The sequence below is a fragment of the Pseudomonas oligotrophica genome, assembly GCF_021726475.1.
Lineage (GTDB): Bacteria > Pseudomonadota > Gammaproteobacteria > Pseudomonadales > Pseudomonadaceae > Stutzerimonas > Stutzerimonas oligotrophica.
Genome location: NZ_JAKJRU010000007.1, coordinates 25,985 through 51,578 on the forward strand (window position 1 = coordinate 25,985; position 25,594 = coordinate 51,578).

Annotated in this window: 18 protein-coding genes and 2 pseudogenes; 8 read left to right on the forward strand and 12 right to left on the reverse strand. The window is 67.8% G+C overall.

Annotated features, from left to right (window positions below; all coding sequences use genetic code 11):
* Window positions 1–290 precede the first annotated feature (290 nt).
* The 3 genes from ccoP to ccoN form a co-directional block, all read right to left on the reverse strand.
* Complete coding sequence (ccoP, locus tag L3N39_RS15195; protein ID WP_237258303.1) at window positions 291–1,223, reverse strand: cytochrome-c oxidase, cbb3-type subunit III; 933 nt, start codon at window positions 1,221–1,223, stop codon at window positions 291–293.
* An 82-nt stretch (window positions 1,224–1,305) separates the two neighbouring features.
* Entirely contained in the window at window positions 1,306–1,917 is a 612-nt protein-coding gene (gene ccoO, locus L3N39_RS15200; RefSeq protein WP_237258304.1) for a cytochrome-c oxidase, cbb3-type subunit II, read from the reverse strand.
* 12 nt (window positions 1,918–1,929) lie between these two features.
* Window positions 1,930–3,354 carry a cytochrome-c oxidase, cbb3-type subunit I gene (gene ccoN / locus L3N39_RS15205; RefSeq protein ID WP_237258305.1) on the reverse strand — a complete coding sequence of 475 codons (1,425 nt, stop codon included), beginning with the start codon at window positions 3,352–3,354 and terminating at the stop codon, window positions 1,930–1,932.
* Between the two features lie 61 nt (window positions 3,355–3,415).
* Here ccoN and L3N39_RS15210 point away from each other — a divergent pair, with 61 nt between their 5' ends.
* Entirely contained in the window at window positions 3,416–4,126 is a 711-nt protein-coding gene (locus L3N39_RS15210; RefSeq protein ID WP_237258306.1) for an alpha/beta family hydrolase, read from the forward strand.
* Between the two features lie 6 nt (window positions 4,127–4,132).
* Here the strand turns inward: L3N39_RS15210 and L3N39_RS19045 are convergent.
* From L3N39_RS19045 to acnA, 3 genes and pseudogenes are all read right to left on the reverse strand, one after another.
* Window positions 4,133–4,663: pseudogene (locus L3N39_RS19045) on the reverse strand (methyl-accepting chemotaxis protein); the annotation flags it as partial.
* Window positions 4,664–5,368: 705 nt separating this feature from the next.
* A pseudogene (locus tag L3N39_RS19050) lies at window positions 5,369–5,701 on the reverse strand (PAS domain-containing protein); the annotation flags it as partial.
* A gap of 349 nt (window positions 5,702–6,050) precedes the next feature.
* A complete protein-coding gene (gene acnA, locus L3N39_RS15220) occupies window positions 6,051–8,726 on the reverse strand; it encodes an aconitate hydratase AcnA (protein ID WP_237258308.1) in 2,676 nt (891 codons plus the stop codon).
* A gap of 175 nt (window positions 8,727–8,901) precedes the next feature.
* Between acnA and rlmM the strand changes: the two genes are divergently transcribed.
* Both rlmM and tusA read left to right on the forward strand, forming a co-directional pair.
* Window positions 8,902–9,951 (forward strand): 23S rRNA (cytidine(2498)-2'-O)-methyltransferase RlmM, encoded by a 1,050-nt coding sequence (rlmM, locus tag L3N39_RS15225; RefSeq protein WP_237258309.1) that lies wholly within the window; start codon window positions 8,902–8,904, stop codon window positions 9,949–9,951.
* 62 nt (window positions 9,952–10,013) lie between these two features.
* On the forward strand, window positions 10,014–10,262 hold the full coding sequence (tusA, locus tag L3N39_RS15230; RefSeq protein WP_237258310.1) for a sulfurtransferase TusA: 249 nt from the start codon (window positions 10,014–10,016) through the stop codon (window positions 10,260–10,262).
* 6 nt (window positions 10,263–10,268) lie between these two features.
* On the opposite strand, the gene L3N39_RS15235 is transcribed toward tusA, so the two are convergent.
* The 4 genes from L3N39_RS15235 to coxB are packed head-to-tail and all read right to left on the reverse strand — an operon-like array spanning window position 10,269 to window position 14,864.
* On the reverse strand, window positions 10,269–11,099 hold the full coding sequence (locus tag L3N39_RS15235) for a cytochrome c oxidase assembly protein (protein WP_237258311.1): 831 nt from the start codon (window positions 11,097–11,099) through the stop codon (window positions 10,269–10,271).
* Window positions 11,090–11,446: a hypothetical protein gene (locus L3N39_RS15240; protein ID WP_237258312.1), complete on the reverse strand. Its 357-nt coding sequence runs from the start codon at window positions 11,444–11,446 to the stop codon at window positions 11,090–11,092. The genes L3N39_RS15235 and L3N39_RS15240 overlap by 10 nt, the downstream gene beginning before the upstream one ends.
* Window positions 11,446–13,974, reverse strand: a complete 2,529-nt coding sequence (gene ctaD, locus L3N39_RS15245) for a cytochrome c oxidase subunit I (protein ID WP_237258313.1) — start codon at window positions 13,972–13,974, stop codon at window positions 11,446–11,448. Before ctaD ends, L3N39_RS15240 begins: the two co-directional genes overlap by 1 nt.
* On the reverse strand, window positions 13,971–14,864 hold the full coding sequence (gene coxB, locus L3N39_RS15250) for a cytochrome c oxidase subunit II (RefSeq protein ID WP_237258495.1): 894 nt from the start codon (window positions 14,862–14,864) through the stop codon (window positions 13,971–13,973). The genes ctaD and coxB overlap by 4 nt, the downstream gene beginning before the upstream one ends.
* 186 nt (window positions 14,865–15,050) lie before the next feature.
* Here coxB and L3N39_RS15255 point away from each other — a divergent pair, with 186 nt between their 5' ends.
* Window positions 15,051–15,515, forward strand: a complete 465-nt coding sequence (locus L3N39_RS15255) for a DUF2231 domain-containing protein (RefSeq protein WP_237258314.1) — start codon at window positions 15,051–15,053, stop codon at window positions 15,513–15,515.
* 55 nt (window positions 15,516–15,570) lie between these two features.
* Here L3N39_RS15255 and L3N39_RS15260 read toward each other — a convergent pair whose 3' ends face one another.
* Both L3N39_RS15260 and L3N39_RS15265 read right to left on the reverse strand, forming a co-directional pair.
* Entirely contained in the window at window positions 15,571–15,984 is a 414-nt protein-coding gene (locus L3N39_RS15260; RefSeq protein ID WP_237258315.1) for a CopD family protein, read from the reverse strand.
* Window positions 15,985–16,057: 73 nt separating this feature from the next.
* Entirely contained in the window at window positions 16,058–16,942 is an 885-nt protein-coding gene (locus L3N39_RS15265; RefSeq protein ID WP_237258316.1) for an ion transporter, read from the reverse strand.
* 158 nt (window positions 16,943–17,100) lie between these two features.
* Between L3N39_RS15265 and moaA the strand changes: the two genes are divergently transcribed.
* The 4 genes from moaA (at window position 17,101) to ligA (ending at window position 25,502) form a co-directional block, all read left to right on the forward strand.
* Window positions 17,101–18,096: a GTP 3',8-cyclase MoaA gene (gene moaA / locus L3N39_RS15270; protein ID WP_237258317.1), complete on the forward strand. Its 996-nt coding sequence runs from the start codon at window positions 17,101–17,103 to the stop codon at window positions 18,094–18,096.
* Window positions 18,097–18,277: 181 nt separating this feature from the next.
* Window positions 18,278–21,763, forward strand: a complete 3,486-nt coding sequence (gene smc / locus L3N39_RS15275; RefSeq protein ID WP_237258318.1) for a chromosome segregation protein SMC — start codon at window positions 18,278–18,280, stop codon at window positions 21,761–21,763.
* A 183-nt stretch (window positions 21,764–21,946) separates the two neighbouring features.
* Window positions 21,947–22,789: a cell division protein ZipA gene (zipA, locus tag L3N39_RS15280; RefSeq protein ID WP_237258319.1), complete on the forward strand. Its 843-nt coding sequence runs from the start codon at window positions 21,947–21,949 to the stop codon at window positions 22,787–22,789.
* A 331-nt stretch (window positions 22,790–23,120) separates the two neighbouring features.
* Window positions 23,121–25,502, forward strand: coding sequence for an NAD-dependent DNA ligase LigA (gene ligA, locus L3N39_RS15285; RefSeq protein ID WP_237258320.1), 2,382 nt, complete (start codon window positions 23,121–23,123; stop codon window positions 25,500–25,502).
* The last annotated feature ends 92 nt before the right edge of the window (window positions 25,503–25,594 follow it).

Here is a 25,594-nt window from a genome sequence, read left to right on the forward strand (position 1 = left end):
GGGCAATGCAAACGGCGCCGGGCCTGTCTCAACCCGCCAGAACCCTGATTTCAGGCGTTTTCCCTACGCATCGAAGGGTCGTTTCGGCACCCTGCCGGTGCCGGTCGAACGCGGGGTTTCGCCTGTGTTTCTGCGCTACCTGGCGAATCGATGCCAAAGCTTATGGCTGCAGCGTGGGAGGGGGAAGGGCAGGTGGTCGCCACCGGTGCGACAGAAGGTCGCATGCGACCGAAGTATGTCCCTGGACAAGGCGGGAAGGGCGGTACGAGTGTACCGCCCTGTACGACTTTTTACTTGGCTGCCTGGTCGGCGGTGTGTGACAGGCTGTAAACGTAGGCTGCCAGCACGTGGACCTTGTCCTTGCCCAGATACTGCTCCTGGGCCGGCATCTGGCCGTTGCGGCCGTGGCGGATGGTCTGCTGCAGCTGGGCCAGGCTGGAGCCGTAGATCCAGCTCGACGGTGCGGTCAGGTTCGGCGCACCCATCATCGCCATGCCTTCGCCGTTCTGGCCGTGGCAGGCCACGCAGTTCTGCGCGAAGATCGCCTTGCCTGCCTCGATGTCGGCCTCGCTGCCTTCGGGCAGCTTAAGCCCGGCCAAATCCTGGCGAACGTAGGCGGCGACGTTCTTCACGCCTTCTTCGCCGATCACCTGGCCCCAGCCCGGCATCGCGCCCATGCGGCCATTGAGGATGCTGGTCTTGATGGCATCGGACTCGCCGCCCCAGCGCCAGTGCGCATCGGTCAGGTTCGGGAAGCCCATCGCGCCCTTGGCGTCGGAACCATGGCAGATGGTGCAGTAGTTGGCGAACAGGCGGGCGCCCATCTTCAGTGCCTCTTCATCCTGCGCGACCTGCTCGACGGACATGGCCGAATACTTGGCGAAGATCGGGCCGTACTTCTGCTCGGCGACGTCCATTTCGCGCTGCCACTGCTTGTCCTGGGTCCAGCCGTCCTCGTAGCCCGGCAGCACGCCCTTCCAGTTGCCCAGGCCCGGGTAGAGGATCAGGTAGATGATGCCGAAGAACAGCGTGCCGATGAACAGCAGGAACCACCAGCGCGGCAGGGGGTTGTCGTATTCCTCGATGCCATCGAAGGAATGTCCCATCGTCTTGTCCGTGGTACCGGCCGATTCGCCCTTGCGCGTGGCGAAGATCAGCCAGAACAGAGCGACGATGCTGCCCAGCGTCAGCAGGGCGATGTATCCACTCCAGAAATTGCTCATGCTCTACTCCTGGACAGCCCGAGCGAGCGGCTGTCCTTGATTGGTTCGCGGGGCCGCGGGCGGCCCCGAATCGTTGGCCCTGTCAGCGCTTGTTGGTCAGCGCGGTACCCAGCACCTGCAGGTAGGCGACCATGGCGTCCATTTCGGTCTTGCCCTTGACCGCGTCGCGGGCGCCGGCAATGTCCTCGTCGCTGTAGGGCACGCCGAGCTTGCGCAGGGCCTGCATCTTGGTGGCGGTGTCCTGGCCGTCGAGGGTGTGCTCTACCAGCCAGGGGTAGGAGGGCATCTTCGATTCCGGGACGACGTTGCGCGGGTTGTACAGGTGCGCGCGGTGCCAGTCGTCGGAGTAGCGGCCGCCGACACGGGCCAGGTCCGGGCCGGTGCGCTTGGAGCCCCACAGGAACGGATGGTCGTAGACGCTTTCGCCGGCGACCGAGTAGTGGCCGTAGCGCTCGGTCTCGGCGCGGAACGGGCGGACCATCTGCGAGTGGCAGCCGACGCAGCCTTCGCGGATATAGATGTCACGACCTTCCAGCTGCAGCGCGGTGTAGGGCTTCATGCCCTCGACCGGCTCGTTGACCACGTCCTGGAAGAACAGCGGGACGATCTGGGTCAGGCCGCCGATGCTCACCGCGAGGATCATGAACAGGACCAGCAGGCCGACGTTCTTCTCGAGTTTCTCGTGCTGTTTCATCTAGCTAGTTCCTCAAGCGATCTGCGCGGCAGCGTCGTATTCCGCCGGCTTGGCCGCACCCACGGTGCGCCAGGTGTTGTAGGCCATCACCAGCATGCCGGCGAAGAAGATCGCACCGCCGATCATGCGCACCACGAAACCGGGGTGGCTGGCTTCCAGCGCCTCGACGAAGGAGTAGGTCAGGGTGCCGTCGTCGTTGATCGCGCGCCACATCAGGCCTTGGGCGATACCGTTGACCCACATCGAGGCGATGTAGAGCACGGTGCCGATGGTGGCCAGCCAGAAGTGGGTGTTGATCAGGCCGATGCTGTGCATCTGCTCGCGGCCGAAGACCTTCGGGATCAGGTGGTACAGCGCACCGATCGACACCATGGCGACCCAGCCGAGGGCGCCGGCGTGTACGTGGCCGATGGTCCAGTCGGTGTAGTGCGACAGCGCGTTGACGGTCTTGATCGCCATCATCGGGCCTTCGAAGGTGGACATGCCGTAGAACGCCAGCGAGACCACCAGGAAGCGCAGGATCGGGTCGCTACGCAGTTTGTGCCAGGCGCCCGAGAGGGTCATCATGCCGTTGATCATGCCGCCCCAGCTCGGCGCCAGCAGGATCAGCGACATCACCATGCCCAGGCTCTGTGCCCAGTCCGGCAGCGCGGTGTAGTGCAAGTGGTGCGGGCCGGCCCAGATGTACACGGTGATCAGCGCCCAGAAGTGCACGATGGACAGGCGATAGGAATACACCGGGCGCTCGGCCTGCTTGGGCACGAAGTAGTACATGATCCCGAGGAAGCCGGCGGTGAGGAAGAAGCCCACGGCGTTGTGGCCGTACCACCATTGCACCATCGCATCGGTGGCACCGGCGTACAGCGAGTACGACTTCATCGCCGAGACCGGGATCTCCAGGTTGTTCACCACGTGCAGCAGGGCGACGGTCAGGATGAAGGCGCCGAAGAACCAGTTGCCTACATAGATGTGCTTGACCTTGCGCTTGACCAGGGTGCCGAAGAACACCACCGCATAGGAAACCCAGACGACCGTGATCAGCAGGTCGATCGGCCATTCCAGCTCGGCATATTCCTTGGAGCTGGTGAAGCCCAGCGGCAGGCTGATCGCCGCCAGCAGGATGACCAGCTGCCAGCCCCAGAAGGTGAAGGCTGCCAGGCCGGGCGCGAACAGGCGGGTCTGGCAGGTCCGCTGGACCGAGTAGTAGGAGGTGGCGAACAGTGCACAGCCGCCGAAGGCGAAGATCACCGCGTTGGTGTGCAGAGGTCGCAGGCGGCCGAAGCTCGTCCACGGCAGGTCGAAGTTCAAGAATGGCCAGGCCAACTGTGCTGCGATGAAAACGCCGAGCCCCATCCCGACGATTCCCCACACCACCGTCATGATGGCAAATTGGCGGACCACCTTGTAGTCATAGGCGGTACTGGTTGCTGTGTTCATGTATGGGCTTCCATCCACGGCTAAATGAGCAGATTTTCTTTCCTAGGAAAGCGAGGCAAGCATGGGGAAAGGGCAATTGGCCGGTATTGACCCCGATCAATACACACATTTTGCCAAGGGGCACTCCGTCTGCTGGGATCGCCCGGCTGGCGCGGCCTCGGCGACACTGCTGCTGGCCCATGGCGCGGGCGCGCCGATGGACAGCCCGTTCATGGCGGGGATCGCCGCGCGCCTCGCTGCACGCGGGCTTGCGGTGTGTCGCTTCGAGTTCGACTACATGGCCGAGCGGCGCCTGAGCGGGCGTCGGCGACCGCCGAGCCCGGCGGCGCGGTTGCTGGAGGAATGGCGGCAGCGGGTGGCCTGGGTGCGACAGCAGACCACAGGCCCGCTGGCGATCGGCGGCAAGTCCATGGGTGGGCGGATGACCAGTCTGGTGGCCGACGAGCTCGAGGTGCAGGCGCTGGTCTGTCTCGGCTACCCGTTCCACCCGGCGGGCAAGCCGGACAAGCCGCGTGTCGCCCACCTGGCCGGGCTGCGCACGCCAACGCTGATCGTCCAGGGCGAGCGTGACGCGCTGGGTGATCGACCCACCGTGGCGGGCTATGCACTCTCGCCGCAGGTCGAAGTGCACTGGCTGGCGGCCGCCGATCACGACCTCAAGCCGCTGAAGCGCTCAGGCTTCAGCCACGAGCAGCATCTGGACAGCGCCGCCGACTGCATCGGCGCCTGGTTGCAGCGCCAGCTCGCGGCCGCCGGCCAGTCCGGCAGTTGAGCCGCCTCAGCGGTTGAAGCGTTCGACCAGCGAGTACTGCGCCTGCGCCGTGCCGGTCAGGTCCTCGCTCAGCAGCGCCAGGCTGCGTGCGTCGCCGCTGGTGCGGTCGGCCAGGTGCGCGATGGTGCCGACGTTGCGGCTGATCTCCTCGGCCACGGCGCTCTGCTCCTCGGTCGCCGAGGCGATCTGCGTGGCCATCTCGGTGATGTGGTCGATCGCCTCGCTGATGCCGGCCAGCGCCTGGTCGGCCTCGACCACCTGGCCGACCCCGCGCTCGGCTTCGGCGCGTCCGCTCTGGGTGGCTTCCACCGCCTGGCGGGCCTGCTGCTGAAGGTTCTCGATCAGCTGGTGGATCTGCCCGGTGGCCTGGGCGGTGCGCTGGGCCAGCTGGCGCACCTCGTCGGCGACCACGGCGAAGCCGCGACCGCTTTCGCCGGCGCGCGCGGCCTCGATGGCGGCGTTCAGCGCCAGCAGGTTGGTCTGGTCGGCGATGCCCTTGATCACGTCGACCACGCTGCCGATCTCGTCGCTGTCGCGGGCCAGCCGGTTGACCACCTCGCCGGTACGCCCGACGGCCTCGGACAGCCGCTCGATTGCCTTGCGCGTCTCGGCGGTGACGCTGCGCCCGCGCACCGTGAGCCGGGTGGCCTGTTGCGTCGCCTCGGCGGCGAGCGCGACATTGCCGGCGACTTCCTGGGTGGTGGCGGCCATCTGGTTCACCGCGGTGGCCACCTGCTCGGTCTCCTGGTGCTGGTGTGCCAGCCCGCCGGAGCAGTTCTGCGCCAGCGTGTCGGTCTGCCGGGCCTGGCCCTGCAACTGCACGGCGCTGTCCTGCAGGCGCGTCAGGCAGGTCTTGAGGTGGGCCTGCTGGCTGAGCATGGCCATTTCCAGGCGTGCCTCGGCGCCCTTGCTGTCGGTGTACATCTGCGCGATCAGCGGATCGCTGGTGGCCTGCTCGGCCAGGCCCAGCAAGCGCTTGAGCCCGCGCCGCTGCCAGTGCAGGCCGGCCAGGCCGAGGGGGATCGACAGCAGCGCGGCGATGGCGAAGCCTGGGCCATGATCCAGCCAGACGCCAATGCCGAAACCGATCTGGCTGATGAGGATGAACGGCAGCCAGTTGAGTGCCAGCGGCAGCCAGCGATCGCGTCGCGGCACGCCGCTCTTGCCGGCGTTGAGCCGCCCGTAGAGCGCCTCGGCCCGGCCGACCTGCTCGCGGGTCGGCTTGGTCCGCACCGACTCGTAGCCGATGACGTTGCGCGTGCCGTCGAGCACCGGTGTGACGTAGGCATTGACCCAGTAGTGGTCGCCGTTCTTGCGCCGGTTCTTGACGATGCCCATCCACGGGCGGCCGTCCTTGAGGGTGGCCCACATATGGGCGAACACCGCGGCCGGCACGTCGGGGTGGCGGATCAGGTTGTGCGGCGCGTTGATCAGCTCGGCGCGTTCGAAGCCGCTGACCTCGGCGAAGACATCGTTGCAGTAGGTGATCTGGCCCTTGAGGTTGGTGGTCGAGATCAGGCGTTGCTGTTCCGGGAACGCATATTCGCGCTGGGTTACGGGCTGATTGTTACGCATGGCGGCACGTCTGGCTGGTGGAGAGGGTGGAGCAGCCTGTTTTCTGGCGTCGTTTTTTTATTCAGGCGCGGCCGGGTATCGGCGGCACGGGGCTGTTCTTGAAGCGAAACCGACCGGCGATCGGCTCTCGGGTAGCCAGGCGACCGCAACCGGCGAGGGCTTAATATCCCTGTCACGTTCAGGGATTAAGGTCTGCTGCATGGATCGGGAGCGCGATCCACCCGTCAAGGGAACTGATCGAGGCCGCAGGATGCACAGCGCCGAAGGGCAGGGGAGCTTCAGCCGCGACGGACTGCTTCGAAACGCCGGGTGATGGACCACCCGGCGTTTCTCCATTTATTACGCGGCCTCAACCGCCGATCAGCTGGCGCAGCACGTAGTGCAGGATGCCGCCGGCCTTGAAGTACTCGACCTCGTTCTGCGTGTCGATACGGCAGAGCACCTGGAAGCTGTCGTGCGCGCCGTCCTCGCGCTCGACCTCCACCGTCAGCAGCTGGCGCGGATGGATGTCTTCGCCCAGGCCACGGATCGACAGTTTCTCGCGACCGGTCAGGCCGAGGCTCTGGCGCGTCTGCTCGCCGACGAACTGCAGCGCCAGCACGCCCATGCCGATCAGGTTCGAGCGGTGGATGCGCTCGAAGCTCTCGGCGATCACCGCCTTCACGCCCAGCAGGTTGGTGCCCTTGGCCGCCCAGTCGCGGCTCGAGCCGGTGCCGTATTCCTTGCCGGCGATCACCACCAGCGGCACGCCTTCGGCCTGGTAGCGCATCGCGGCGTCGTAGATCGACAGCTTGTCGCCGCTGGGCTGGTGCAGTGTGTTGCCGCCTTCCTCGCCGCCGAGCATCTCGTTCCTGATGCGGATGTTGGCAAAGGTGCCGCGCATCATCACCTCGTGGTTGCCGCGTCGCGAGCCGTAGGAATTGAAATCCTCCGGCTTGACGCCCAGTTGCTGCAGATAGAGCCCGGCGGGCGAGCTGGCCTTGATGTTGCCGGCCGGCGAGATGTGGTCGGTGGTGATCGAGTCGCCGAACAGCGCCAGGACTCGCGCCTGCTCGATATCGCGCGGCGGCGCGGGTGGTGCGCCGATGCCCTCGAAGAACGGCGGGTTCTGCACGTAGCTGGAGGCGGCGTTCCACTGGTAGGTGTCGCCGGCGCTGACGGCGATCTTCTGCCAGTGCTCGTCGCCGGTGAAGACGTCGGCGTAGCGGCTGCGGAACATCTGCCCGTCGATCAGGCTCACCGCCGCGTTCACTTCCGCACTGCTCGGCCAGATGTCGCGCAGGTACACCGGCTGGTTGTTGCTGTCGTAGCCGAGCGGATCCTTCTGCATGTCGATGCGCGTGGTGCCGGCCAGGGCGAAGGCCACCACCAGCGGCGGTGAGGCCAGCCAGTTGGCCTTGACCTGCGGATGCACGCGGCCCTCGAAATTGCGGTTGCCCGACAGCACCGAGGAGACGATCAGGTCGTTGTCGGTGATCGCCTGGCCGATCGCCTCCGGCAGCGGCCCGGAGTTGCCGATGCAGGTGGTGCAGCCATAGCCCACCAGGTTGAAGCCGAGCTGGTCCAGGTAGGGCGTCAGGCCGGCGCGCTCGAGGTAGTCGGTGACCACCTTCGAGCCCGGCGCCAGCGAGGACTTGACCCACGGCTGGCGCCTGAGGCCGCGTTCGACCGCCTTCTTCGCCAGCAGGCCGGCGGCCATCAGCACGTTGGGGTTGGAGGTATTGGTGCAGGAGGTGATGGCGGCGATGACCACGGCGCCATGCCGTAGCGAGAACGCCTCGCCTGCGACCGCGGCGGGGGTGTCGGCCTGCTGGCGCTTGCCGCTGGTTTCCAGCAGCAGGTCGAAGCTGGCGCCGATGTCCTCGAGGGCGACGCGGTCCTGCGGGCGCTTGGGCCCGGCCAGCGACGGCTGCACCTGGGCCAGGTCGAGTTCCAGCGTGGCACTGAACAGCGGGTCGGGCGTGTCGCTGGCGCGCCATAGGCCCTGGGCCTTGCTGTAGGCCTCGACCAGCGCGATGCGCTCGTCGCTGCGGCCGGTCAGGCGCAGGTAGTCGATGGTCACCTGGTCGACCGGGAAGAAGCCGCAGGTCGCGCCATACTCGGGCGCCATGTTGCCGATGGTGGCGCGGTCGGCCAGCGGCAGGTGGTCCAGGCCCGGGCCGTAGAATTCGACGAACTTGCCCACCACCCCGTGCTTGCGCAGCATCTGCGTCACCGTCAGCACCAGGTCGGTGGCGGTGACGCCCTCGTTGAGCTTGCCGGTCAGGCGGAAGCCGACGACTTCGGGGATCAGCATCGACACCGGCTGGCCGAGCATCGCCGCCTCGGCCTCGATGCCGCCGACGCCCCAGCCGAGCACGCCGAGGCCGTTGATCATGGTGGTGTGCGAATCGGTGCCGACCAGGGTGTCGGGGTAGGCGACCGTTTCGCCATCCTCGTCGCGGGTCCAGACCACCTGGCCGAGGTACTCCAGGTTGACCTGGTGGCAGATGCCGGTGCCCGGCGGTACTACCTTGAAGTTGTCGAACGCCTGCTGGCCCCAGCGCAGGAACTCGTAGCGCTCGCCGTTGCGCTGCATCTCGATCTCGACGTTCTCGTGGAAGGCCTGGTCGTTGCCGAAGCGATCGACCATCACCGAATGGTCGATCACCAGGTCCACCGGCGACAGCGGGTTGATCTTCTGTGGATCGCCGCCGGCGCGGGCCACGGCGTCGCGCATGGCGGCGAGGTCGACCACCGCCGGCACGCCGGTGAAGTCCTGCATCAGCACGCGGGCCGGGCGGTACTGGATCTCGCGTTCGCTGCTGCGCGTCTGCAGCCACTGCGCCAGGGCCTGGAAGTCGTCGGGGCGCACGGTCACGCCGTCTTCCCAGCGCAACAGGTTTTCCAGCAGCACCTTCAGCGAGGTGGGCAGGCGGCTGATGTCGCCCAGCCGGGCCGCCGCATCGGGCAGGCTGTAGTAGTGGTAGGTCCTGCCAGCAGCCTGGAGGCTGCGCCGGCAGTTGAGGCTGTCCAGGGAAGGCATTCGCATCTCCTTATTGGGCCCGCCATCGCGCGGGCTTTGTAAGAGAGGGGGGCTCGGATTCATCTTGACCCTAGTTCCGGCCCGGGTGTTTCGCCACATCACTGGACCGGGCCGGGGCGCCGGCGGTTCCGCTATCATGGCCGCCCTTTTTCCGGCTGCCCGTACAGGATCGTCCATGAACACACTGCTGCTGCACTGCCGTCCGGGCTTCGAGGGCGAGGTCTGTGCCGAGCTCAGCGAGCATGCCGCACGACTCGACGTCGCCGGCTACGCCCGCGCCCGGCCGGACAGCGCCTACGCCGAGTTCGTCTGCAACGACGCCGCCGGTGCCGAGCGGCTCATGCGCGGGCTGCGCTTTCGCGAGCTGATCTTCCCGCGGCAGTGGGCCCGCGGCGCCTTTGTCGCGTTGCCGGAGAACGACCGCATCAGCGTGCTGCTCGAGCAACTGGCCGACTATCCGGTGTGCAGCGAGCTGTGGCTGGAAGTCTTCGACACCAACGACGGCAAGGAACTGTCGACCTTCTGCCGCAAGTTCGAGGCGCCGCTGCGCAAGGCCTTGCTCAAGGCCGGGCGGCTGCAGGAGCAGGGCAAAGGCCCGCGCCTGCTGTTGACCTTCCGCAGCGGCCGCGAGGTCTTCGCCGGCATTGCCGAGGCGGACAACAGCGCGCTCTGGCCGATGGGCATCCCGCGGCTGAAGTTCCCGCGCCAGGCGCCGAGCCGCTCGACGCTCAAGCTGGAGGAGGCCTGGCATCATTTCATCCCCCGCGAGGAATGGGACGCGCGCATGGCTGCCGGCATGACCGCGGTGGACCTGGGCGCCTCGCCGGGCGGCTGGACCTGGCAACTGGTCAACCGCCACATGCGCGTCAGCGCGGTGGACAACGGGCCGATGAACGAGGAGCTGATGGATTCCGGGCTGGTCGACCACTTGCGCGCCGACGGCTTCGCCTTCCGTCCGCGCAAGCCGGTGGACTGGATGGTCTGCGACATCGTCGAGAAGCCCGCGCGCAACGCCGCGCTGCTGGAAACCTGGATCGGCGAGGGCCTGTGCCGCGAAGCGGTGGTCAACCTGAAGTTGCCGATGAAGCAGCGCTATGCCGAGGTGCGCCGGTTGCTCGAGCGCATCGCCGATGGGCTGGCGGCCCGCGGGGTGCGCGCCAGCATCGGCTGCAAGCAGCTCTACCACGATCGCGAGGAAGTCACCTGCCACCTGCGCCGGCTGTAAGGCGCCAGGTGACCTCGGCGGGCGGTTGCGTGACAATGCGCGCCTGATTTTTCGGAGTTCCCATGACCCAGACTGACCTGACCGTCGATGCGGTCCTCGACGCCACCGGCCTCAACTGCCCCGAGCCGGTGATGATGCTGCACAACAAGGTGCGCGACCTGGCCGGCGGCGGGCTGCTCAAGGTGATCGCCACCGATCCTTCCACCCAGCGCGATATTCCCAAGTTCTGCATGTTCCTCGGCCATGAACTGGTGGCTCGCGAGGAAGACGCCGGCACCTACCTCTACTGGATCCGCAAGAAGCTCGACTGAGCCCGCTCAGAGCCCGTCGCCGGCCTCCAGCCGCTGGCCGCGTCGCATGCGGCCCAGCCAGCGCCAGGCGATCCAGGCGCCGGCCGCGAGATAGACCAGGCCGCCGGGCACCCACATGATCAGCCCCGCCAACTGCTGGTCGGCCACGTCCCGCTCCGCGCCGTAGAAGGACACCGTGCCGAAGGTCAGCAGTGCGCCCAGCAGGCCGGTGTGCATCAGCGTCAGCAGCACGGCCATCAGGGCCTGCGGCACCCGGCGCTGGCCAGCGTGCAGCACCGACCACCAGAACAGCCAGGCGCTGAATAGAAAGCAGGCATGCTCGAAAGCGTGCACCCAGAGGTCGTCCAGCGCCAGCAGGTACAGCCGCGGGCTGTGCCAGATCCAGATGACCGCCCCGTGCAGCAGCGCCAGCGCGGTGGGGTAGCGGCCGGCGCGCAGGATCGGCGTCCAGATTCGCCGGCCGAGCATGCCGGTCACGCCGCGCCATTGCGGCAACGGTCGGGCCAGTGCCCAGAGCGGGGCGATGGCGAGGATGAACAGCATGTGCTGGGTCATGTGCCAGCTGGTGCTGGTCTCGGCCCAGTCGTCGAGGGGGCCGAATACGCTCAGCACGGTCAGCAGCATCGCGGCATGGAAACACAGCGCTTCGTGATGCCGCGGCGGTACCCGGCGCCCGCCCAGCAGGTAGAGCAGCCAGGCCGTACCGACCAGCAACGCGCTGAGCAGCAGCGGCAGGCGCTCGGCCAGTCGGGCATCGAACAGGCCATGCGCCTGGGCAGCGATTGGCCAGGCCAGGCACAGCGCCAAGGCAACGCGCCAGCCAGGTGCTACAGGCATGGCGGGATCTGCAGCAGCGGGATGCCGACGAACAGGGTGGCCAGTGCTGCGATCAGGTGGACCCCGGCCGCGATCTTTGTGACGAAAACCTGCCGCTCGTTGAGTTGCGAGCGACGCGACAGGCGCCAGAAGTGCACTGCCAACCCCAGCAGCAGGCCGAGCGCCGCCAGCGTGAGCAGGCCGAGCCCGGCGTTCAGCCAGTTCCACACGCCCTGTTCGGGCGCCGGCGGGGCCAGGGTGCAGACCACCGCCTGGCCGCCGTACATGAGCACGAACCACAGGCTCCAGATCACCAGGCCCAGGGGAATCTGCATGGGATGGAAGGGCGAGGTGCGCGCGTACTTCATCAGGTGCCTCCCCAGGTGGCGGGGAACAGCACCATCGCCGCGTAGCCGATCCACAGCACGCCGAGGTTGTAGTGCCACAGCTGCTCGACGACGATCGGCTCGTACGGCGCCTCGATGCCCACATAGCCGTAGCTCACGCGCCAGGCCTGCAACGCCGTGAGGACCGCAGCCAGGCCGCAGTGGATGATCGAGTAGGCCAGCATGACGAAGACCACCGCATCGTGGGCAGTCTCACTGGGCGCGAGCTGCGCGCCGAGCAGCTGCCAGAGCAGCAGCGCGGTCTGTATGAAGGCCAGCGCGGCGAGCCCGGCGAGGTTCTGCAGCAGGGTGTCGTGCGAGCCCCGGCGCAGCCGCTTGACCAGCCGGTGCAGCCAGAGGCAGCCGATGCCCAGCAGCACGCCGCTCGCCAGCATCGGCCAGCCACTGAGGGCCTGCGCCGGTACCTTCCACTGCGGCGCGACCGTCCACAGGTAGAACCAGCCGAACACCAGCGACAGGTACAGCGCGCCGTTGGCCAGCAGGGTGACGCCCATGCCCCACAGGCCGGGCCCGTCGAAGGTCCGCGAATGCAGCGGCGGCTCGCCTGGCTGGGTGCGTGCGTCCGGCGCGGCGGCCGGGTGCGCGCCGTTCTCCCATGACCAGCGCAAGAGCACGGCCAGCGTAGCCAGGGTGGCGCCCAGCGCCAGCCCGTAGGCCTTGTTCAACAGGCTCAGGCAGAGCACGGCCAGCAGCAGCGCGGCGATGAACGGCAGCCAGCTGTTGCCCGGCAGGTGGATGATCTCGCGCACCTTGCCGCTCAGCGGGTCGGTGCCCCAGGTCTCCCGGCGGCCATGGTCGATCACCGTCAGCGCATGCTCGCCGCGGGCGATGCTGTCGGGCAGTTGCGGCCGCTCCCACAAGGGGTGGCGCTCGCTGACCTCCGGCAGGCTGACGAAGTTGTAGGCCGAGGGCGGCAGGCTGGTGGCCCATTCCAGGGTGTCGGCGTGCCACGGGTTCTTCGGCGCCGGCAGGCCGAAGCGAAAGTGCAGCACGATGTCCAGCAGGATGGTCGCCACGCCGATGGCCATGACGAAGCTGCCGATCGAGGAGATCAGGTTGGGCAGGTCCCAGCCCAGCCCGCTCTCGTAGGTGTAGACGCGCCGCGGCATGCCGATCAGGCCGGTCCAGTGCATGATCAGGAAGGTCAGGTTGAAGCCGATGAACACCAGCCAGAAGCCCCAGCGGCCGAGCTTCTCCGAGGGCATGCGCCCGGAGAAGTGCGGCAGCCAGTAGTAGAGCCCGGCCATCAAGGGGAAGAACATGCCGCCGACCAGCACGTAGTGCATGTGCGCCACCACGAAATGGGTGTCGTGCACCTGCCAGTCGAATGGCACCAGCGCCAGCATCACCCCGGTCAGGCCGCCGGCGACGAACACCAGCAGAAAGCCCACCAGCCAGAGCATCGGCACCCTGTACACCGGCCGGCCGAGCCAGAGCGTCGCCAGCCAGGCGAAGATCTGCACCCCGGTCGGTATCGCCACCAGCATGCTCGCCGCCGAGAAGAACGCCTGCGCCAGTTGCGGGATGCCGACGGTGAACATGTGGTGCACCCACAGGCCGAAGCTGATGAAGCCGGTGGTCACCACGCCGAGCACCACCCAGCGGTAGCCCACCAGCGGGCGTTGGCAGAACACCGGGATCAGCGTGGTGACGATGCCCGCGCCGGGCAGGAAGATGATGTACACCTCCGGGTGGCCGAACAGCCAGAACAGGTGCTGCCAGAGCAGCGGGTCGCCGCCGCCGGCCGGGTCGAAGAAGGGAAAGCCCGCGGCGCGCTCCAGCTCCAGCAGAATCGAGCCGAGGATCAGCGGCGGGAAGCCGACCACGATCATCATCGCCATCACCAGGATGTACCAGGCGTACAGCGGCATCTTGTGCAGCGTCATGCCGTTGGTACGGGTGCGCAGGATCGACACCACCAGCTCGACCCCGGCCGACACCGCGGAGATCTCGACGAAGGTGATGCCCAACAGCCAGAAGTCCGAGTTGACGCCCGGGGTGTGCGCCTGGCTCGACAGCGGCGTGTACATGAACCAGCCGGCCTTCGGCGCGACGTCGAGGAGGATGCTCGACAAGAGGATCAGGCCGCCGAACAGGTAGCAGAAGTAGCCGAGCGCCGACAGCCGCGGAAACACCAGGTCGCGTGCGCCGATCATCTTCGGGATCAGGTAGACCGCCAGGCCCTCCATCATCGGCACGGCGAAGAGGAACATCATCACCGTGCCGTGCATGGTGAAGACCTGGTTGTAGACGTCCGGCTCCATCAACTGGTAGCCGGGCAGGGCGAGCTGGGTGCGGATGAGCATCGCCAGCAGGCCGCCGACGAGGAAGAACACGCCGCCGGTGACCAGGAAGCGCAGGCCGATGGTGGTGTGGTTGACGATGGTCAGCGCACGCCAGCCGCGCGGGTTGCCCCAGACCTCGTCGAACTGGTCGTGCAGTTGGTCCGCATCGGTTGCCGGCGCGGCCCGCGGGGATGTGCGGCTCATGGGGCAAGCGTCTCCAGCCATTGGGCGATCTGGTCGAGGGTGGCGTCTGGCACTTCGTCATGGCGCGGCATGGCGTTGCCGTGCTTGAGCGTCTGGTGCTCACGCAACCAGCGGCGCAGGCCGTCGTGGTCGTTGGCGATGGCGCCGGCGCCGAGGGTCGGGCGTGTCGCCAGGTCGGTGAGATCCGGCGCGCGATTACCGTCGCTGAGGCCGGCGACCCGGTGGCATTGCCCGCAGCGCGTCTCGAACAGCTCGCCGGCCGCGCCCGGCGCCGGCTGGATGGGCGCGCGCTGCTGGCGCCGGGCGAGCCAGGCGGAGAAACCGTCGTCTTCCAGCGCCTCGACGTGCAGCACCATGAAGGCGTGCTGGGTGCCGCAGAATTCGGCGCACTGGCCGCGGTAGACGCCCGCCTGCGCAGCCTCGAGGCGGATCAGGTTGGTCCGTCCGGGGATCATGTCCATCTTGCCGCCCAGGCGCGGCACCCAGAACGAGTGGATCACGTCGGCGCTGGTCACCTCGATGTCCACCGGGCGGCCCACCGGTAGGATCAGCTGGTTGGCGGTGACCACCCCGGCGTCCGGGTAGCGTACCTCCCACCACCACTGGTGGCCGGTGACCTGGATCCGCAGCGGCGGCCCGCCGGCCAGCGGCAAGGGCAGCATGCCGCGCCCGGTCGGCAGGCCGAAGGCGAGCAGCACCGCGATGCTCACGCTGGGCAGCACGACGCCGCCGCCGATCACCCAGGCGCGGTTGATGCGCTTGGCCTGCTCGCCACTGACTGGCCGCGGCCGGCGCAGCATCGCATAGAGCCACAGCGCGCCGACCGCCAGCCAGACCAGCGTGGCGAAGCCGAGCATCGCCCACCAGAGGTTGGCCACCTCGCGCGCCATCGGCCCGGCGGGGGCGAGCGCCGACTGCGCGCCACCCTCGCACGCAGCCAGGCAAGGAACTGCCAGCGCCAGCGTGGTCCATTGCAACAGGGCCCGCGGTTGCGTTTGCCATTGCGGCGGCCCGAGCGTGGCGCTGCGCCCGTTGGGGGCTGCAGCCGAGCGGTACCCGCTGCCTTGGAGGGCGCGATGGCGACAGAGCGAGACTCGATCCACAGCAACGCGGCGATCGGCGGGCACCCGCTGCACCCGATGATGATCCACTTCCCGGTGGCGGCGCTGATCGGCCTGCTGCCGGCCGACCTGGCCTACCTGTGGACGCTCGATCCGTTCTGGCAGCGCGCCGGCCTCTGGCTCGCCGGTGTCGGTGCGTTCGGTGGCTGGCTGGCCAGCGTCGCCGGCCTGGTCGACCTGCTCAGCGTGAAGGAGATCCGCCGCAAGGTGACGGCCTGGTGCCACGCGATCCTCGCGGTGATGATGCTCTCGCTCGCCTCGCTGAACTGGCTGTTGCGCTACCAGGGCATGGGCGCCGACGAGGGTGCGCTGTGGGGCCTCTACCTGTCCGGCATCACCGCGCTGCTGATCGCCCTGGCGGCGTTCCTTGGTGGCCGGCTGGTCTACGAGCACGCCGTGGGTGTCGACCTGGACGGCTAGCCGGAACGGGCGGGAGGCGCGGGCGTGGGGCGTCATGCGTCGAGTTCGTCCCGGGTCAGAAGGGTTTGGCCAGTACCAGCCAGAGCGTCAGGCTGATCAGCAGCGGAATCAGGATGCCCAGTGCCAGGCACTGGTAGGCGACGCTGCGCTGCGGCTGGCGCTCGATGCGCAGCACCAGCACGCCGCACAGGGCGTGGCAGAGCGCCATGCCGGTCACCGCCGTGAGCTTGAGCACCAGCCAGCCGGCCAGGGTGCCGTCGCGCAGGAACAGCGCGGTGCCCGAGCCGATGGCCAGCAGCGCGGCGGGCGTGCCGACGAGGGTGAAGACCAGGCGCGTCAGGTGCGCATGGTCGCGGTAGAACAGGCTGTCGCTGCGCTGCGTGCCGGCGGCGACCAGTGCCGGCAGATAGAGCAGGGTGCCGCACCAGCAGAGCAGCGCGGCGAAATGCAGCAGCTTGAGCAAGGGCATGCCTGTCTCCGTCGAGCCGGTGGCGGCAAGTGGAGTTGTGACAGCCCGGCTGCGCAGCCGTTCGGCTGCCGGCTCAGCTGGTGGAGGGCGGCACTTGCGTCACGCCGGATGCGACGGATGCTTCGCCGAGGCGGCGAAACAGCTGGCTGCCGCACTGGCTGCAGAACGCCGCGCTGGCTTCGTGGCTGTCCTTGCTGCAGCTCGGGCACTTCAGCTGCAGGCCTTCGCCGCGCATGGCGTTGGCCAGTTCGGCGGTGAAGATGCCGGTGGGCACGGCGATGATCGAATAGCCGGTGATCATCACCAGGGTCGCCAGCGCCTTGCCCAGCGCAGTGTGCGGGACGATGTCGCCGAAGCCCACGGTGGTCAGCGTGACCACCGCCCAGTAGATGCTCATCGGGATGCTGGTGAAGCCGTTCTCCGGCCCCTCGATGACGTACATCAGCGTGCCGTAGACGATCACCAGCGTACTCACGCTGAGCAGGAAGACGATGATCTTCTGCCGGCTGCCGCGCAGCGCCACCAGCAGGAAGTTGGCCTGGCTCAGGTAGGGCGTCAGCTTGAGCACGCGGAACACCCGCAGCATGCGGATCACCCGCACGATCAGCAGGTACTGCGCGTCGGGGTACAACAGGGCGATGAACGCCGGCACCACCGACAGCAGGTCGATCGCGCCATAGAAGCTGAAGATGTACTTGCGCGGCTCCGGGTGGCTGTAGATGCGCATCAGGTACTCGAGCGCGAACAGTGCGGTGAAAGTCCACTCCAGGGTCGCCAGCAGCGCGCCGTGCTGCTGCTTGACGGCCGCCACGCTGTCGAGCATGACCACCACCAGGCTGGCGAAGATGACGATCAGCAGCGCGGTATCGAAGCGCCGACCGGCCGGCGTGCTGGTGAAGAAGATGATGACGTACAGGCGTTCGCGCCAGCTCAGGGCGCGCAGATCGTCGTTGTTCATGCCAGGGGTCCTCTGTCGGCGATGCCTGCTGCGCTGGCGAGCGGGCCGGTCATGCGGCGCAGTTTACACAGCGCGGCGGCTGCCGCCTGCACGAACGGTCTTTGCCAGATCCGGCCATACGTCATAGTCTTGCCTGAGGCGCGCAGTGGGAGATTGAAATGTCCGATTCGAAGTTGGTCGATCCGTTCGGCCGGCGCATCACCTACCTCAGGCTGTCGGTCACCGACCGCTGCGACTTCCGCTGCACCTACTGCATGAGCGAGGACATGATCTTCGCCCCGCGTTCGGAAATCCTCTCCCTCGAAGAACTCTATGCCGTGGCCGACGCCTTCATCGGCCTGGGCGTCAGGCGCATCCGCATCACCGGCGGCGAGCCGCTGGTGCGCAAGGGCCTGACCGAGCTGCTGGCGCGCCTCGGCGCACGCAGCGAACTGGAAGACCTGGCGATCACCACCAACGGCTCGCAGCTGTACAAGCTGGCGCCCGAGCTGCGTCGCGCCGGGGTGCGGCGCCTGAACGTCAGCCTCGATTCGCTCGATCCGCAGCGCTTCGCCGAGCTGACCCGGCGCGACCGCCTCGAGCGCGTGCTCGAAGGCATCGACGCGGCCAAGGCTGCCGGCTTCGAGCGGATCAAGCTCAACAGCGTGATCCAGAAGGGCCGCAACGACGACGAGGTGCTCGATCTGGTGGAGTTCGCCATGGCGCGCGGCCTGGACATCAGCTTTATCGAGGAGATGCCGCTGGGCAACGTGGCCAGCCACGAGCGCAAGATCACCTTCTGCTCCAGCGACGAGGTGCGCGAGCGCATCGAACAGCGCCATACGCTGGTGCGCAGCAGCCATGCCACCGGCGGGCCCTCGCGCTATTGGCAGGTCGCCGGTACGCAGACGCAGGTCGGTTTCATCTCGCCGCACAGCCACAACTTCTGCGGCAGCTGCAACCGCGTGCGCGTCACTGCCGAAGGCAAGCTGGTGCTGTGCCTCGGCCACGAAGGCGCGCTGGACCTCAAGCGCCTGATGCGCAGCCACCCCGGCGACGCCGAGCGCCTGCGCGACGCCCTGGTCGAGGCGCTGCAGCTCAAGCCCGAGCGCCATCACTTCCGCACCGACGAGCAGGTCCAGGTGGTGCGCTTCATGAGCATGACCGGCGGCTGAGCGTCACTGGCTGCGCGGCCTTCCCTTCGCCAGGACGTGAGGCGCTGCCTGCCGGGCAGCGCCTCTGGCGTGCTAGACTCGCGCGCTTTCGCCAACGCCCTGAGGATGCCGAAACAGCCATGACGTCACGGCGACCCCTGCTTGCCCGGCCAGGTGCCGGCCGCTGCCACGGAAGGCAATCATGCGTCTGAAAAGCATCAAGCTGGCCGGCTTCAAGTCCTTCGTCGACCCCACCACGGTGAGCTTCCCGAGCAACATGGCGGCGGTGGTCGGGCCGAATGGCTGTGGCAAGTCCAATATCATCGACGCCGTGCGCTGGGTGATGGGCGAGAGCTCGGCGAAGAACCTGCGCGGCGAGTCGATGACCGATGTCATCTTCAACGGCTCCAACACCCGCAAGCCGGTGACCCAGGCCTCCATCGAGCTGATCTTCGACAATGCCGACGGCAGCCTGACCGGTGAGTACGCCGCCTTCGCCGAGATCTCCATCCGCCGCCGGGTGACCCGCGACGGGCAGAACACCTACTTCCTCAACGGCACCAAGTGCCGGCGCCGCGACATCACCGACATCTTCCTCGGTACCGGCCTCGGCCCGCGCAGCTACTCGATCATCGAGCAGGGCATGATCTCGCGGCTGATCGAGGCCAGGCCCGAGGACCTGCGGCACTTCATCGAGGAGGCGGCGGGCATCTCCAAGTACAAGGAGCGCCGCCGCGAGACCGAGAACCGCATCCGCCGCACCCACGAGAACCTGGCGCGCCTGACCGACCTGCGTGAGGAGCTCGAGCGCCAGCTCGAACGCCTGCAGCGCCAGGCGCAGTCGGCGGAGAAGTACCAGGCGTACAAGGCCGAGGAACGCCAGCTCAAGGCGCAGCTGTCCGCGCTGCGCTGGCAGACGCTGAACGAGCAGGTCGGCCAGCGCGAGCAAGTGATCGGCAACCAGGAGGTCGCCTTCGAGGCACTGGTGGCCGAGCAGCGCAGCGCCGACGCCAGCATCGAGCGGCTGCGCGATGGCCATCACGAGCTGTCCGAGCGCTTCAACCAGGTGCAGGGGCGCTTCTACTCGGTGGGCGGCGACATCGCCCGCGTCGAGCAGAGCATCCAGCACGGCCAGCAGCGCCTGCGCCAGCTGCAGGACGACCTGCGCGAGGCCGAGCGGGCGCGGCTGGAGACCGAGTCCCACCTGGGCCACGACCGCACGCTGCTGGCGACCCTCGGCGAGGAACTGGAGATGCTCGAACCCGAGCACGAGCTGGCCAGCGCCGGTGCCGAGGAGGGTGCCGCCCAGCTCGAGCAGGCCGAGGGTGCCATGCAGCAGTGGCAGGAACAGTGGGAGCGCTTCAACCAGCAGAGTGCCGAGCCGCGCCGGGTCGCCGAGGTGCAGCAGTCGCGCATCCAGCAGCAGGAACAGGGCCTCGAACGCCTGGCCGAGCGGCAGCGCCGTCTCGAGGACGAGCGCGCCCAGCTGGCCGCCGACCCGGAGGACGCGGCCATCTTCGAACTGGACGAGCAGCTGGCCGCCGGCGAGCTGCAGCTCGAGGATCTGGCAGCAGGCGAGGAGCAGTTCGGCGCGCGCCTCGAGGCGCTGCGTGCCGAGCTGGTGCAGGTCAGCGCCGCGCAACAGCAGGCCGCGGGCGAGTTGCAACGCCTGGACGGTCGCATCGCCTCGCTCGAAGCGCTGCAACAGGCCGCGCTGGAGCCGGGCAAGGGAGTCGCCGACTGGCTGGAGGCGCAGCAGCTCGCCGAGCGCGACCGGCTGGCCGAGTCGCTGCGGGTTGAGCCGGGCTGGGAACTGGCGGTCGAGACCGTGCTTGGCGCCGATCTGCAGGCCGTGCTGCTCGACGGCCTGGACGGCGTCGATGTCCAGGCCTTCGCCGAGGGTGAGCTGCGCATCGCCATGGCGGCGACGGCGCCGCGGCAGCCCGGCAGCCTGCTGGACAAGGTCGAGGCGCGGATCGACCTGTCGCCCTGGCTGGGCCGTGTGCGGCCGGTCGAGACCCTGGAGCAGGCGCTGGCCGAGCGCCAGGCCCTGGCCGACGGCGAAAGCCTGGTCACCCGCGACGGCGTCTGGCTCGGCAGGCATTTCCTGCGCCTGCTCCGAGGCGAGGACGCCAGCGGCGGCGTGCTGGCCCGTGCCCAGGAGCTGGCGGTGCTGGTCGAGGAGCGCGATCGGCGTGCGCAGGCGCTCGACGATCTCGAGCTGCGCCAGGCCCAGCTGCGCGCGGAGCTCGGCGAGCAGGAGTCCGCCCGCGAGGTGCAGCGACGGCTGATGCAGGAGGAAACGCGCCGGCAGAGCGAGCTGCGCGCCCAGCGCTCGGCCAGCCAGGCGCGCGCCGAGCAACTGCAGCTGCGGCGGCGTCGCCTGGACGAGGAACTGGCCGAGCTGGCCGAGCAGCGCGCGATCGAGACCGAGCAACTGGGCGAGGCGCGCCTGCAGCTGCAGGATGCGCTGGATGCCATGGCCACCGACAGCGAGCAGCGCGAGCGACTGCTGGCCAGCCGCGACGAGATCCGCGAGCGCCTCGACCGCATCCGCCAGGAGGCGCGACAGCACAAGGACCACGCGCACCAGCTGGCCGTGCGCCTCGGCTCGCTGCGTGCCCAGCATGACTCCACGCGCCAGGCGCTGGAGCGGCTGGAACTGCAGTTCGAACGCGCCATCGAGCGCCGCGAGCAGCTCAGCCTGAACCTGGAGGAGGGCGAGGCGCCACTCGAGGAGTTGCGCATGAAGCTCGAGGAACTGCTCGAGCGGCGCATGGGCGTGGAGGACGAACTCAAGCAGGCGCGCCTGGCCCTGGAAGATGCCGACCGCGAGCTGCGCGATGCCGAGAAGCGCCGCACCCAGGCCGAGCAGCAGGCCCAGCTGCTGCGCGGCCAGCTGGAGCAGCAGCGGCTCGATTGGCAGGCCCTGAGCGTGCGCAGCAAGGCCCTGCAGGACCAACTGCACGAGGATGGCTACGAGCTGCACGGCGTGCTCGCCACGCTGCCCGCCGAGGCCGGCGAGGCGCATTGGGAAGCCAGCCTGGAGCAACTGGCGCAGCGCATCCAGCGGCTCGGGCCGATCAACCTGGCGGCGATCGACGAGTACCAGCAGCAGTCCGAGCGCAAGCGCTACCTGGACGCGCAGAACGACGATCTGGTCGAGGCGCTGGAAACGCTGGAAAACGTCATCCGCAAGATCGACCGCGAAACCCGCAACCGCTTCAAGGAAACCTTCGAGCAGATCAACGCCGGGCTGCAGGCGCTGTTTCCCAAGGTATTCGGTGGCGGCACGGCCTATCTGGAACTTACCGGGGAAGATCTACTCGATACCGGGGTGGCCATCATGGCGCGGCCGCCGGGCAAGAAGAACAGCACCATCCACCTGTTGTCCGGTGGCGAGAAGGCGCTGACTGCGCTGGCGCTGGTGTTTGCCATCTTCCAGCTGAACCCGGCTCCCTTCTGCATGCTCGACGAAGTGGACGCCCCGCTGGACGACGCCAACGTCGGCCGCTACGCCAGGCTGGTCAAGGAGATGTCGGAAAAGGTGCAGTTCATCTACATCACGCACAACAAGATCGCCATGGAAATGGCCGATCAACTGATGGGCGTGACCATGCACGAACCCGGCTGCTCGCGACTGGTCGCCGTGGACGTGGAACAGGCCGTGGCGCTGGCCGAGGCCTGAGCCGATCCGGTGGAAGTAATGAATCGTTTTGCAACGCCTCGGGGCCGCAAAAGAGAACTGGCGCACGGTGCAAATCTGCCGTTCGTCGTGCTAGCTTAGAGAACATTTTTTACGATGCGCCAAACGGGCGGGAAAGCCCGCGGTTTCGCGTCTTTATCATCGGATTCAGGGGTAAGAGGATTAATGGATATCGGTCTGCGCGAGTGGCTGATCGTCATCGGCATCATCGTCATCGCCGGCATACTCTTCGACGGCTGGCGCCGCATGCGCGGTGGCAAGGGCAAGCTGAAATTCAAGCTGGATCGCAACTTCGCCAACCTCCCGGACGCCGACGACGACTCCAACGAACTGCTCGGCCCGGCCCGGGTGGTCAACCGCAACAACGAACCTTCGCTCAACGAAACCGACCTGCCCCCCGTCAGCACCCGTGAACACACCCGCGAGACCGCCAGCAAGCGGCGCAGCGTCGAGCCGCGCCAGGGCGACCTGCATTTCGCTGCCGAAGAGCCGGTGCCGACGCTGCTCGACCCGGTGGTCGGCGACGACGAGCCGGACGAGGACGAGCAGGATGCCGCGCGCCATCAGTTGCCGGTCGAGGAAGTGCTGGTGATCAACGTGCTGGCCCGTGATCCGCAGGGCTTCCGTGGCCCGGCGCTGCTGCAGAACATCCTCGAGAGCGGGCTGCGCTTCGGCGAGATGGACATCTTCCATCGCCACGAGAGCATGGCCGGCAACGGCGAGGTGCTGTTCTCGATGGCCAATGCCGTCAAGCCGGGTACCTTCGACCTGGACGACATCGATCACTTCACCACCCCGGCGGTGAGCTTCTTCCTCGGCCTGCCCGGCCCGCGCCATCCCAAGCAGGCCTTCGACGTGATGGTCGCCGCCGCCCGCAAGCTCGCCTCGGAGCTCAACGGCGAACTGAAGGACGACCAGCGCAGCGTGCTGACCGCCCAGACCATCGAGCACTATCGCCAGCGCATCGTCGAGTTCGAGCGCCGGCAGATGACCCTCAAGCAGCGCTGACTGCCACCTGGCACCGGGCCTTGCGCCCGGTGCCACGTTTGCCGGGCCGGGTCGTCCCAGCCAACCGCCTGGCGCTACATCCGTAGGGTGAGCTTCAGCCCACCAGCCGCTGCATCAGGACGGTTCGCCGGGGCGGCCTCAGCCCACCGGCTTTGACTGGGCAGCGATAGCTATTCCGCTACGCTGCTTACCTACTCCCCAACCCCACCTGATCAGCCCCCATAGACCTGCCTTCGGGGCCGCATTCGGCTAGAATCCGACGCCTTTCCATATCAACCAAGGCGCGCTGATGCGGTCTGAATCAGCATAGCCCCAGTCACGGCTCCGTCCTATGCCTTCCGCCCAAACCGCCGCCGAGCGCATTGCCGAACTGCGCAGCGAAATCGACGCCCATAACTATCGCTACTACGTGCTCGACGAGCCCAGCGTGCCGGATGCCGAGTACGATCGCCTGTTCAACGAGCTGAAGGCGCTCGAGGTCGAGCATCCCGAGCTGGTGACGCCGGAATCGCCGACCCAGCGAGTCGGCGGCACGGCGCTGGCGGCGTTCGGCCAGGTGCGTCACGAAGTACCGATGCTGAGCCTGGGCAACGCCTTCGAGGAGCAGGACCTGCTCGACTTCGATCGCCGCGTGCGCGAGGGGCTGGACCTCCCGGCTGGCGATCTGTTCGGTGGCGGCGCAGAGGTCGAATACAGCTGCGAACCCAAGCTCGACGGCCTTGCGGTCAGCCTGCTGTACGAAAACGGCGTGCTGGTGCGCGGTGCCACCCGCGGCGATGGCAGCACCGGGGAAGACATCACCGCCAACGTGCGTACCGTGCGCAACATTCCGCTGAAACTGCAAGGCCGTGGTTGGCCTGCCGTGCTCGAGGTGCGGGGGGAGATCTACATGCCCAAGGCCGGCTTCGAAGCGCTCAACGCGCGTCAACTGGAGACCGGCGGCAAGACCTTCGCCAACCCGCGCAATGCGGCGGCCGGCAGCCTGCGGCAGCTGGACGCCCGAATCACCGCCAGCCGCCCGCTGGAGCTCTGCGCCTACGGCGTCGGTCGCAGCGACGGCGAGCTGCCGGACACCCATATCGGCATCCTCGAGGCGCTGAAAGGCTGGGGCCTGCCGATCAGCCGCGAGCTGAAGCGGGCCCGAGGCGTCACCGAGTGCCGTGCCTATTACCAGGCCATTGGCGAGAAGCGCGACGCGCTGCCTTATGAGATCGACGGCGTGGTGTTCAAGGTCAATGCCACGGCGCAGCAGCGAGAGCTGGGCTTTCGTGCGCGCGAGCCGCGCTGGGCGATCGCCCACAAGTTTCCGGCTCGTGAAGAGATTACCGAGCTGCTGGACGTCGAGTTCCAGGTCGGCCGCACCGGCGCCATCACGCCGGTGGCCCGGCTCAAGCCCGTGCAGGTGGCCGGCGTCACCGTATCCAACGCGACTCTGCACAACATGGACGAGGTCGCGCGCTTGGGCGTAATGATCGGCGATACCGTCATCGTGCGTCGCGCTGGGGATGTGATCCCGCAGATTCTCGGCATCATCGCCGAGCGCCGCCCGGCCGACGCACGCGCCGTGCAGGTGCCCGAACGCTGCCCGGTGTGCGGCTCGGCAGTCGAGCGCACCCAGCTGATCAAGCGCAGCAAGGGCCGCGAGTCGGTGAGCGAGGGCTCGATCTACCGCTGCGTGGGCCGCCTGGCCTGCCAGGCGCAGCTGAAGCAGGCGATCATCCATTTCGTTTCGCGCCGCGCGATGGATATCGACGGCCTGGGCGACAAGATCGTCGAGCAGCTGGTCGATCGAGGGCTGGTCACATCGCCGGCTGACCTGTACTGCCTCACCCACGAACAGGTCATCGCGCTTGACGGCTTCGCCGAAATTTCCACGCGCAACCTGCTGGCGGCCATCGACGCCAGCCGCACGCCGACCCTGGCGCGGTTCATCTACGCCCTGGGCATCCCCGATGTCGGCGAGGAAACCGCCAAGTTGCTGGCGCGGGCGCTCGGCTCGCTGGAACGCATCAGTCGTGCGCTGCCCGATGTGCTGGTCTACCTGCCGGATGTCGGCCTGGAAGTGGCCCACGAGATCCACAGCTTCTTCGCCGACGCGCACAATCACCAGGTCATCGCCCAGCTGCGCGAGCGCGGCGTGCAGCTGCAGGAGGAGGGCGAGGTGCATCCGGAGTTCGCCGCCTGCGCGACGCTCGCCGACCTGCTCGACCGGCTGAACATCCCCTATATCGCCCGTACCGGTGCCCAGCGCCTGGCCGAGCGCTTCGGCAGCCTGGAGGCGATCATCGCCGCCGACTGGCTCGACCTGCGCCAGGTCGAACGCCTCAACGAAAAGGCCGCGCGCGCCCTGCGCGACTATTTCGACAACACCGAGAACGCCGAGCGCGCCCGCGCCATCGAGGCGCAGCTGCGCGAGTTCGGCATGCACTGGCAAAGCGAGAAGAAAGCGGCCGAGGGCCTGCCATTGGCCGGGCAGACCTGGGTGCTGACCGGCACCCTGGAAAGCATGAGCCGTGACGAGGGCAAGGCGCGGCTGGAGGCCCTGGGGGCCAAGGTTGCCGGCTCGGTTTCGGCCAAGACGACCTGCGTGGTCGCCGGGCCGGGCGCCGGTTCCAAGCTGGCGAAAGCCAACGAGCTGGGCGTGGCAGTCCTCGACGAAACGCAGTTCCTCGAACGCCTCGCCCGACTCGATTCACCGAGCACTCGCGCGTAACGGCCCCCGGCGAGCTTCGTCACCAAACCCGCTCCCTCGATTCCACCAAACCCGTGGGAGCGGCCTTGGCCGCGAAAGCTCTCCGAGGCCCG

Bases quoted from the DNA above. Each gene is read 5' to 3' on its own strand.
- tusA (WP_237258310.1), top strand. From the start codon at position 10,014: ATGACCCAGACTGACCTGACCGTCGATGCGGTCCTCGACGCCACCGGC.
- smc (WP_237258318.1), top strand. From the start codon at position 18,278: ATGCGTCTGAAAAGCATCAAGCTGGCCGGCTTCAAGTCCTTCGTCGAC.
- rlmM (WP_237258309.1), top strand. From the start codon at position 8,902: ATGAACACACTGCTGCTGCACTGCCGTCCGGGCTTCGAGGGCGAGGTC.
- L3N39_RS15265 (WP_237258316.1), bottom strand. From the start codon at position 16,942: ATGAACAACGACGATCTGCGCGCCCTGAGCTGGCGCGAACGCCTGTAC.
- ligA (WP_237258320.1), top strand. From the start codon at position 23,121: ATGCCTTCCGCCCAAACCGCCGCCGAGCGCATTGCCGAACTGCGCAGC.
- L3N39_RS15240 (WP_237258312.1), bottom strand. From the start codon at position 11,446: ATGAAGTACGCGCGCACCTCGCCCTTCCATCCCATGCAGATTCCCCTG.
- L3N39_RS15260 (WP_237258315.1), bottom strand. From the start codon at position 15,984: ATGCCCTTGCTCAAGCTGCTGCATTTCGCCGCGCTGCTCTGCTGGTGC.
- ctaD (WP_237258313.1), bottom strand. From the start codon at position 13,974: ATGAGCCGCACATCCCCGCGGGCCGCGCCGGCAACCGATGCGGACCAA.
- coxB (WP_237258495.1), bottom strand. From the start codon at position 14,864: ATGGCGCGCGAGGTGGCCAACCTCTGGTGGGCGATGCTCGGCTTCGCC.
- ccoP (WP_237258303.1), bottom strand. From the start codon at position 1,223: ATGAGCAATTTCTGGAGTGGATACATCGCCCTGCTGACGCTGGGCAGC.
- L3N39_RS15235 (WP_237258311.1), bottom strand. From the start codon at position 11,099: ATGCCTGTAGCACCTGGCTGGCGCGTTGCCTTGGCGCTGTGCCTGGCC.
- moaA (WP_237258317.1), top strand. From the start codon at position 17,101: ATGTCCGATTCGAAGTTGGTCGATCCGTTCGGCCGGCGCATCACCTAC.
- L3N39_RS15210 (WP_237258306.1), top strand. From the start codon at position 3,416: ATGGGGAAAGGGCAATTGGCCGGTATTGACCCCGATCAATACACACAT.
- ccoO (WP_237258304.1), bottom strand. From the start codon at position 1,917: ATGAAACAGCACGAGAAACTCGAGAAGAACGTCGGCCTGCTGGTCCTG.
- zipA (WP_237258319.1), top strand. From the start codon at position 21,947: ATGGATATCGGTCTGCGCGAGTGGCTGATCGTCATCGGCATCATCGTC.
- L3N39_RS15255 (WP_237258314.1), top strand. From the start codon at position 15,051: ATGGCGACAGAGCGAGACTCGATCCACAGCAACGCGGCGATCGGCGGG.
- ccoN (WP_237258305.1), bottom strand. From the start codon at position 3,354: ATGAACACAGCAACCAGTACCGCCTATGACTACAAGGTGGTCCGCCAA.
- acnA (WP_237258308.1), bottom strand. From the start codon at position 8,726: ATGCCTTCCCTGGACAGCCTCAACTGCCGGCGCAGCCTCCAGGCTGCT.